Origin of the sequence: Marinobacter excellens LAMA 842 (genome assembly GCF_001574445.1) — a bacterium.
GTDB lineage: Bacteria > Pseudomonadota > Gammaproteobacteria > Pseudomonadales > Oleiphilaceae > Marinobacter > Marinobacter shengliensis.
The window spans coordinates 21,229-28,265 of sequence record NZ_LOCO01000036.1 but is presented as its reverse complement, the minus strand read 5'-3'; the positions used below and the strand labels follow the sequence as shown (position 1 = coordinate 28,265).

The window sequence follows — 7,037 nt, the reverse complement described above, 5'->3', positions numbered from 1 at the left end:
ACTTCGGAGTAAGAAGAGAAACCCCGCGTCGCTACGCTCCGATGGGTGGCAGCCTTGCTCCGGTCCGGGTGGCAGGCTTCACGTGGAATGGGTGGCAACCTTCAGCGGTTTACGCACTACTTGAAGAAGACGCCCTTCGAGAGAATGAGCGCCAGCAATCTGAGGCTCAAACTGATCAAGGTCGGTGCCGTGATCATTCGCAACACCCGGCGAATCCGCGTGCTCATGAGCGACAGCTATCCTTACAAAGACGAACTCACGGATCTGGTTCGTCGGCTGGTTCCCGGATAGAAGCTGCGGGCTCCCCCGGCCCGGCTCAATGGGGGTAAGGGGGTGGTGCGTCTGAACGCTGGGGAGTGATCAAATAATCACCAGATCAAGCCTGATTGCTGGGCTCTGGTGCTAAAGGAATCGATCTGTGAAGATTGCTGGGTGGCTATGAGAAATCCGGGCTAAGCAACTGCATTGTAAGGATACCCTCTGCACAAAACGGATATCAACTCAAGGCTGTAACGTTTTCTAATAGAATCTCAATAAAACAAGAATTGGAGTTAAAAATATGAACAAGCCTAAGATATCTTTAATAACACTTGTATTGGGATATTTTCTGAGCATGATAGTGGCTAATACTGCATTCGCATCGAGCGAAGTAAAAGTTGGAGTAATGCTGCCATTGAGCGGAATATATGCAGGGCCAGGGCGGTCTGCACTCGATGGGTTGTCCTTTGCAGTAAAGGAGTATGGCGATAACCCTCTGGGTGTGTCGATCAGCGTCGTTACGCTTGATACGGAAGCCAAGCCGTCGAGAGCGTCTGAATTAGCAACATCCCTTTTATCTCAACACAAATCGGATTTTATTGTTGGGCCATCTCATTCTGGCGTAGCCATGGGGATGATAAATGTTTTGCGGGGCAAGGACACCGTGATGATTATTCCAAACGCTGGTGTTTCTGCTGCAACCGGCTCATTGTGTTCACCAAATATTTTCCGTACGTCCTTCTCCTCTTGGCAACCGTCATACCCTATGGGCAATGTGGCGCTTGAAAAAGGTTATAAAGATGTCTACCTGATTAGCTGGAACTACGGCATGGGCAGGGAAAGCCTTGAAGCCTTCGAAGAATCCTTTAGGGCTGGCGGGGGCAACGTGGTCAAAAAAGTGTTGTTGCCTTTCCCGTCGACTAACTTTCAACCGCATATCAGTGACATCGCCGCCCAGGAACCGGATGCCGTGTTCGTGTTCTTTGCTGGGGGTGGGGCCACTAAGTTCGTAATGGACTACGACGCGATGGGTTTGCGAGGCAAGATCCCACTGCTGGGTTCTGGTTTCCTCACCGAAGGTACGCTGGAAGCCCAGGGTGAAGCTGCTGAGGGTATAATCACGACACTGCACTATGCGGAGCAGTTGGACGTGCCCAAGAACAAGGAATTCCGAGAGGCTTTCAAAACCGAGTACGGCCACTACCCTGACATATACGCGGTTCAGGGCTATGACGCCGGCCTGGCTATCGTCAATACCATCAACCAGCTCAACGGTGATGTCAGCGACAAGCAGGCGGTAATCGACACTATGGCGAAGCTGACCATCAACAGCCCCCGTGGCGACTTCACCTTCTCCCGGGCCCACAACCCGGTGCAGAACATCTACCTGCGGGAAGTGATGGATGGCGTGAACGTGGTGACGGGCATCGCGGCAGAAGCGCTGGAAGATCCTGCCCGCGGCTGCAATCTCTGATACGCCGTTAAACCCTACCCCGGCCGGCTGGCACCGTCCGGGGTCACCCATGCATACCACCCTTCCGGACCCGGCCCGGGTCCGCTGCAACATCCTTGGGTACCTTTATGACAACCGAACTCTTCTTCGTACAACTCATCAACGGCCTTCAGTACGGCTTGTTGCTGTTCTTGATTGCCTCCGGACTGACGCTGGTATTCGGCGTTATGGGCATCCTTAACCTGGCCCATGGCTCCATGTACATGGTGGGCGCTTACTTGGTGTGGTACTTCACTACCGTAACCGACAGTTTCACCGTGTCGGCGGTGCTTTCAGCCGTAATTGCCCTATGTCTTGGCATTCTGATCGAACGTCTGCTGATCCGGCAGCTGTATAACCGCAACCACTTAGATCAGGTGCTGCTGACCATTGGTATTATCTTCGTGTTCAACTCGTTGCAGAGCATCCTGTTCGGCAACGATCCCTACGGTGTGGCTGTACCGGTCGCCCTGAGCGGCGGCATTCCATTTACCGACAACACCAGCTACCCCATTTACCGCATTTTCGCGGCCTTGGTTTGCCTGGCCATCGCTGGCGTACTGTATTACGTGGTGTCCCGTACCCGCCTGGGCATGCTGATTCGCGCTGGGGAATCCAACCGCGAGATGGTGGAGGCCTTGGGTGTGAACATCAAAAGCCTCTACACAATTGTTTTCGCCATCGGGGTCATGCTCGCCGCCGTCTCCGGCATCATTGCTGCGCCTATGAGCTCCATCGTTCCCGGAATGGGGGAAAGTGTGCTGATCACATGTTTCGTGGTGGTGGTGATCGGGGGTATGGGCTCCATCAAGGGTGCTTTCGTGGGCGCCCTGCTGGTGGGCTTGATTAGCACCTTTGCCGCGGTCCTGATGCCGAGCATATCCAACATGATTATCTACATCTTTATGATTCTGGTGCTTCTGTTGAAGCCCCAAGGTCTGTTCGCCAAGTAAGTGGGAGCCCTTCATGATTTTCGAGAAACGCACTGAGCGCATCATTGTGCCGATGTTCTTCATGGTGGCTCTGTTCATGCCACTTTTCCTAGAGTCGAACTCATTTTTTGTGGGCAAGGTGACCACCATTATCATTCTGTCGATCTTTGTGATGTCCCTGGATTTTCTGGTCGGTCGGGTTGGCCTGATCACTCTGGGTCACGCGCTGTTCTATGGTCTGGGTGGCTACCTGTTTGTCATCCTCTCACCGGAATACGAGGCAGTGAATTTCTGGGTGTACACTTTCTACATCTGCTGCATTGCCGCCTTGATCGCCCTAGTTATCGGCGCAGTGGTGCTCCGCACCAGGGGTATCTACTTCATTATGATCACCTTGGCCATCTCCCAGATGGCGTTCTATTACTTCTTCGACTCTCTACACTACGGGGGCGATGATGGCGTATTCATCTTCATGAAGCCAGAAACCAATATCTTCGGCCTCAGCTTCCTGAACTTGGATGATCCGCAGCATTTCTACTACCTGGCGCTGTTTTCCCTGTTCAACACCCTAGTGTTCTTCAAGGTGGTGCTGCGCTCGCGCTTCGGCCGAATCGTCGAGGCCACCAAGCAGAACCCAGATCGCACCGAGGCTCTAGGCTATAATATTTTCGCGTTCCGTCTGACATGCTATGTCATCGGGAGCACTCTCGGCGCCTATGCCGGCTTCCTGTTTGCCCTTCAATACGGTTTTGTGAACCCGTCCTTTCTGGCTTGGGAGATGTCCGGCATGGCGCTAGTCATGTCCATTCTGGGCGGTCTGGGCACCATCTACGGCGCCATACTTGGTACCTTCACCTATGAAGGCCTGCAGTACTTCTTCGAGCACCTGACCGAAGACTGGCTGCTGTTCATGGGCTCCGCCATCATCCTGATGGTCATCGTGCTGCGCAGAGGCATTGCCGGCTACCTCGAAAAGCTTCTGGAGAAATAACATGGATAACGACATCGTTTTGGAAACCGAAGCCCTCAGCAAGCACTGGGGCGGCATCAAGGCCCTCAGCGACATCAGTCTGCAGTTCCGGGACCGGCAACTGCATGGTGTGGTGGGCCCCAACGGCGCCGGCAAGAGCACTCTGTTGAACATTCTCTGCGGCACGCTCAAACCAACCTCCGGCTGTATCTTTCACAAAGGCCAACGTGTCGATACGCTAAAACCGTGGAAATTTGTGCGCCGGGGCATCGGTCGCAGTTTCCAGAAGACTAACATCTATCCGGAAGTGACCTGCATCGAGAACTGTGCCATCTCGGCGCAGCGCAAATTTGGCGGTAACTTCAACCTATTCGCCTCTCGACACAGCAATCAGATGGTGCGCAAAGCCGCCGAGCAGGCGCTGGCAAAGGTGGGTCTCGAGGGTCGGGCTAACACCATTGCCGCCGAGATTTCCTACGGCGAGCAGCGGCAGCTCGAAATCGCCATGGTTCTGGCCACCGATCCCTGCATTCTGTTGCTGGACGAGCCTATGGCCGGCATGGGTCATGAGGAGTCACTGCGCATTATCGAGCTGCTCAAGGAACTTAAGAAAAAATATTGCATCGTGCTGGTGGAGCACGACATGGAAGCCATTTTCGAGCTCTCCGACCAGCTCACGGTACTGGACAACGGCCGTCATCTGATCACCGGCACGGTCGACAAAGTAAGGTTCGACTCCAGGGTGAAAGAAGCCTATCTGGGTGGGGAAGACGATGATGCAGAGGAGGATGCGGCATGAGCGCGGCACTGCTAGAAGTCAGCAACATCAACACCCTTTACGGGCGCAGCCATATACTACATGACTTGTCGTTCCGGCTCGACAAGGGAGAGTCCATGAGTCTGATGGGTCGCAACGGCATGGGCAAGACCACCACGCTAAAGTCCATTCTCGGCATCGTGCCACCCCGAAGCGGTCACGTGTATTTTTGCGGCGAGGACATCAGTAAGGTCCCCACTTGGAAGCGTATGCGTTTGGGTATCGCTTATGTTCCTGAAAATCGGGGTATATTCCATAACCTGACCGTGAAGGAACACCTGCAGATGGCCGCAAGGCCTAACAGCGATGACCAGACAAGCTGGGATTATGATCGTGTGCTTGAGACCTTCCCCCGACTGCAGGAACGATTGTCCAATCTGGGCACTGAACTTTCCGGCGGCGAGCAGCAGATGCTTGCAATCGGACGCGCGCTAGTGACGAATCCGAGTCTGATGATTCTGGATGAGGCGACCGAGGGTCTAGCACCACTTATCCGCCGGGATATCTGGAGCGTTATCGCCACCATTCGGGAATCCGGCATTTCCACCATAGTAGTGGATAAAAATATCAAGGCGCTCAGGAAACTGTGTGACCGGCATTTAGTTCTGGTCAAGGGTAGAGTGCACTTTGACGGATGCTCAGAGGAACTTGATAAGAGCCAAGAAAAGGTCGAAGCCGCACTGAGTCTGTGACTCGAAAAAAATGGATAGAAATATTCATAAATCGGATATTTAACCTTTCCTGAATCACCGATAGTTTACTTACACAATAATACGTGAGGACAAAACAATGAATTATGGTAACTCTCTTATCGCGCTGGCAATCACATCTTGTCTTAGCGCCGCACCCGCCGCTCAGGCGGTAGATCTCGGAACCTACAATGACACCAGCTTCAGCATCGGCGGCTTCGTGAAGGCCGAAGGCATCTTCGAGGACCCTGAAACCGGTGACAGCCGTTTCTTTGGCCGGGCCAACCAAACCCGTTTCAATCTTAAAACCGTCACCCAGAAGCAGGGTCACACCGTGGTAGGCTTCGTGGAAGGGGACTTTTATGGGGGCGACTTTCCGGGAGAGGACAACGACTGGCGCCTTAGGCATGCTTTTATCAAAATTGATAATGTAACTGTGGGGCAGACCTGGACGGGGCAGTTCTGGGCCGTCGCCCATACCGACTATCTCGACTTCTTAGGTGGTCCGCGTGGCACGCTGGCTGGCCTGAACTTCCGTACCACTCTGGCTAGCTATGAATTTGCGGGATTCCGGGTGACTGCTCAGGATCCGATCTACAATAACGCTGATATCCCCGATCTTGCCGTTAACTATAATCTCAACTTGGACGGTGGTCACAAGATTATCCTGACCGCTAGTGGGCGGGAAGTGGACAATGGCGATTTCGTCGCTGGCGGCGCTATCGGCGCCCAGTTCATGTTTGATCGGCATAGTCTGAATCTAAACGCTCACTATGGTGAAGGCTTGGGTGCCTTTTCTGGTGTCGGTGTGAACGGTTCCATGTCCGACGATGTTGAAAACGGTGACGCGGTCAGTCAGACCGGCCTGAATGCCGGTTTCCGCTATGTCTTCAACGCCCAGTGGCGTGCCAATATCGCTTACACAAAGGTTGAGGTGGACGATCAGGCGGATAGCAATTATGAAGGCCACCGAGTCAACCTGATCCACAACATTATTCCTGAACTGGAAGTTGGGGTTGAGTGGCGCAAGCACAGCCTGGTTTTCGGCCCGTTGATTCCGGAGGGGCAGCAGGTCGAGGTGATGGCCAAGTACTCGTTCTGATTTTATCGTTCAGAATTGACTACGTTGTGCCATTCGGTAGGAGGGAGAGTTTCTTCCCTCCACCATTCTGTCGGACTACCCGTCATACGGTTGATTATCGCGGCAGTTCAAGGTTGGCGTTTACGAACGATGGTGTCCAGAAAGTATTTCAGGGATAGGCGGCTTAACGCTTGGCTTTGACAAGTATTTCAAAAATTAGCGAGTAAAGTTGTGAAAAGGTTTGACGATAAGGTTGTTTATGTAAGTGGGGCGCTACAACGTATGATTGGTCGTGAAATTACTCCGATGGAGGCGGCTTCATTCGGGTAAAATGTGGTTATTATTACTAATGCGAAACTTTATATCCGGACACAGCTCAATATAATACTCGAAAAATTCAAGGCGATCATAACTAATTGTTATTTAGGCGTTTTGTACTCCTATAACACGCCAACCTTGAAATATTTAATTGTTCGGCTACTTTGTTCCTCATTAGTAATAAATCATAAACTGGTTTATGAAGGGTTGGTAAAGCTCTGCATAGGTTTCAAAATCGGGGATAGTTTAGCCTGTGGCGACTCTACGAGGGTTGGTTGCTACCAACGCTAATATCACCTTCTGCGATGCCGAATAGCCGAACAATTAACTGCGTAACCCGACGAGGTATCTTTTGCAACGGTTGGGCAGACCTAGTACCTGGAAGCAATTGGAGAAATAGATGGTTTTTTATTACATCAAACTTATTGGAATTCAGTAAAACTATCAGTCCATTAATGGGAACGAAAGACTCTGCGGAAT

General features: G+C 52.3%; 6 protein-coding genes and 1 pseudogene. All 7 read left to right on the top strand.

Annotated features, from left to right (window positions below; translation table 11 throughout):
• Positions 1–120 precede the first annotated feature (120 nt).
• A pseudogene (locus tag J122_RS19350) lies at positions 121–291 on the top strand (transposase); the annotation flags it as partial.
• 268 nt (positions 292–559) lie between these two features.
• Entirely contained in the window at positions 560–1,732 is a 1,173-nt protein-coding gene (locus J122_RS19345) for an ABC transporter substrate-binding protein (RefSeq protein WP_061333829.1), read from the top strand.
• Positions 1,733–1,839: 107 nt separating this feature from the next.
• Positions 1,840–2,703: a branched-chain amino acid ABC transporter permease gene (locus J122_RS19340; RefSeq protein WP_061333827.1), complete on the top strand. Its 864-nt coding sequence runs from the start codon at positions 1,840–1,842 to the stop codon at positions 2,701–2,703.
• 13 nt (positions 2,704–2,716) lie between these two features.
• On the top strand, positions 2,717–3,673 hold the full coding sequence (locus J122_RS19335) for a branched-chain amino acid ABC transporter permease (RefSeq protein ID WP_061333825.1): 957 nt from the start codon (positions 2,717–2,719) through the stop codon (positions 3,671–3,673).
• A 1-nt stretch (position 3,674) separates the two neighbouring features.
• Complete coding sequence (locus J122_RS19330; protein WP_061333823.1) at positions 3,675–4,451, top strand: ABC transporter ATP-binding protein; 777 nt, start codon at positions 3,675–3,677, stop codon at positions 4,449–4,451.
• Positions 4,448–5,161: an ABC transporter ATP-binding protein gene (locus J122_RS19325; protein ID WP_061333821.1), complete on the top strand. Its 714-nt coding sequence runs from the start codon at positions 4,448–4,450 to the stop codon at positions 5,159–5,161. Before J122_RS19330 ends, J122_RS19325 begins: the two co-directional genes overlap by 4 nt.
• Positions 5,162–5,258: 97 nt before the next feature.
• Positions 5,259–6,260, top strand: coding sequence for a hypothetical protein (locus J122_RS19320; protein ID WP_061333819.1), 1,002 nt, complete (start codon positions 5,259–5,261; stop codon positions 6,258–6,260).
• The last annotated feature ends 777 nt before the right edge of the window (positions 6,261–7,037 follow it).